The organism is Micromonospora sp. NPDC047753 (genome assembly GCF_040642735.1).
Classification (GTDB): Bacteria; Actinomycetota; Actinomycetes; order Mycobacteriales; family Micromonosporaceae; genus Micromonospora.
Genome location: NZ_JBEYSL010000840.1, coordinates 1 through 1472 on the forward strand (window position 1 = coordinate 1; position 1472 = coordinate 1472).

Genomic DNA, 1472 nt, shown 5'->3' on the forward strand with positions numbered 1-1472 from the left:
GTGCGCCGGTCACCACGAGGTGGTGACCGGCGCACGACTCGTACGGCGTGGTCAGGATCAGCGGTAACCGGCGGTCACCACGCTGGCCTGCACGGCGTTCTCGACAGCGTCGGACGGATAGCCGGCGACCATCGCCCCCTCGTAGAAGGTGCCGGCGCTCAGGTTGGCACCGCCGTCGGGCTTGCAGCAGTCACCGCCACTGCCCAGGATGATCGCGCCCTGCTTCTTCATCGGGCTGTATCCCGGCGGGAGCGAGCCGTCGTACAGCGTGTAGAGGCTGCCGGCCTGCGCGTCGCTGCCCTTGATGGCGAACCGGGTGGTGCCGTTGTTCTTCAGCGTCGCGGTGACGAACTTGCTGGCGAACGAGCGTTGGTTCGGGTTCCAGGAGCTGCTGCCGCCCGGGAAGAGACCCCACTCCAGGTCCGCCTGCACCCACGGGCCGCTGCCGGAGCAGCCGCCGAACCAGCACTGCTTGCTGAAGTTGATGGCGTCCATCGCCCCGGCGGCGTCGGCCTTGCGGGTGGTCTCGCTGTTGCCGTAGTCGAAGCAGCATCCGCTGTTGACGTGGGTGCCGCTGGTGACCATGTACATGCCCTCGGGCGCCGCGCCGGTCGGCACTCCGGTGAGGTGCCCGTCGCGCCAGTAGCTGTTGCCCGGGTTGATGTAGAGCGAGTACGCCTTCGCGCCGCCCACGGTCAGCGACTCCGAGGTGGCGATCGCCGGCCTGCTCTGCGGGGAGCCCGGAACGACGCTCGACCCCTGGTACCAGAGGTCGTTGCCGCGCCCGGACTGGTCGAAGACCACGGTGATCACGCAGGTCGTGCCGGTGCAGAACGAGTCCTGCGTCGCCGCGTTGGCGGTGCCGCCGGTGCCCGTGAGCCCGATGTTGCGGGTCGTGTTGTCCGACGAGCGTCGGACCTGGTAGAGGTTGCCGGCGTACGCCTCGTAGAGCGCGCGCGTGGTGCTGTGCGCCGCGATGCACGGGGTGCCGCCGGAGGCGTAGATGTCGCACGGGCGCGCGCCGGTCGGTGGGTTGGTCGGCGGCGGGGTCGTGGTGGTCGGCGAGGCCCACTGCTGGTTGGTGCCGCCGTTGCAGGCCCAAAGGATGATCTTGGTGCCGTTTGCGGTGCCGGCGGCGTTGGCGTCGAGACACAGCCCGGACTGCACGCCGGTGATGGTGCCGTTGCTGTTGACGTTCCACTGCTGGTTGTTCTGACCGTTGCAGTCCCAGATGATCGCCTGGGTGCCGTTGGTGGTGCCGCGGCCGGAGGCGTCCAGGCACTTGTTGCCGTACACCTGGATCTGCTTGCTCGACGTCCACGTCCAGGTCTGGCCGGCGGCACCGTTGCAGTCCCAGAGTTGCGTCTGGGTGCCGTTCGTGGTGCTGGAGTTGGGCACTTCGAGGCAGCGGCCGGACGGCGTGCCGACGATGGGGGTGCTCTGCCCGGGCGGGATGGTGGCCGCCGCGGCGG

Annotated in this window: 1 protein-coding gene; it reads right to left on the minus strand. The window is 69.4% G+C overall.

Annotation, left to right across the window (positions count from 1 at the left end):
- Positions 1–57: 57 nt before the first annotated feature.
- The coding region (locus ABZ749_RS35070; protein ID WP_357235685.1) for an arabinofuranosidase catalytic domain-containing protein at positions 58–1472 on the minus strand (1415 nt) is incomplete at its 5' end.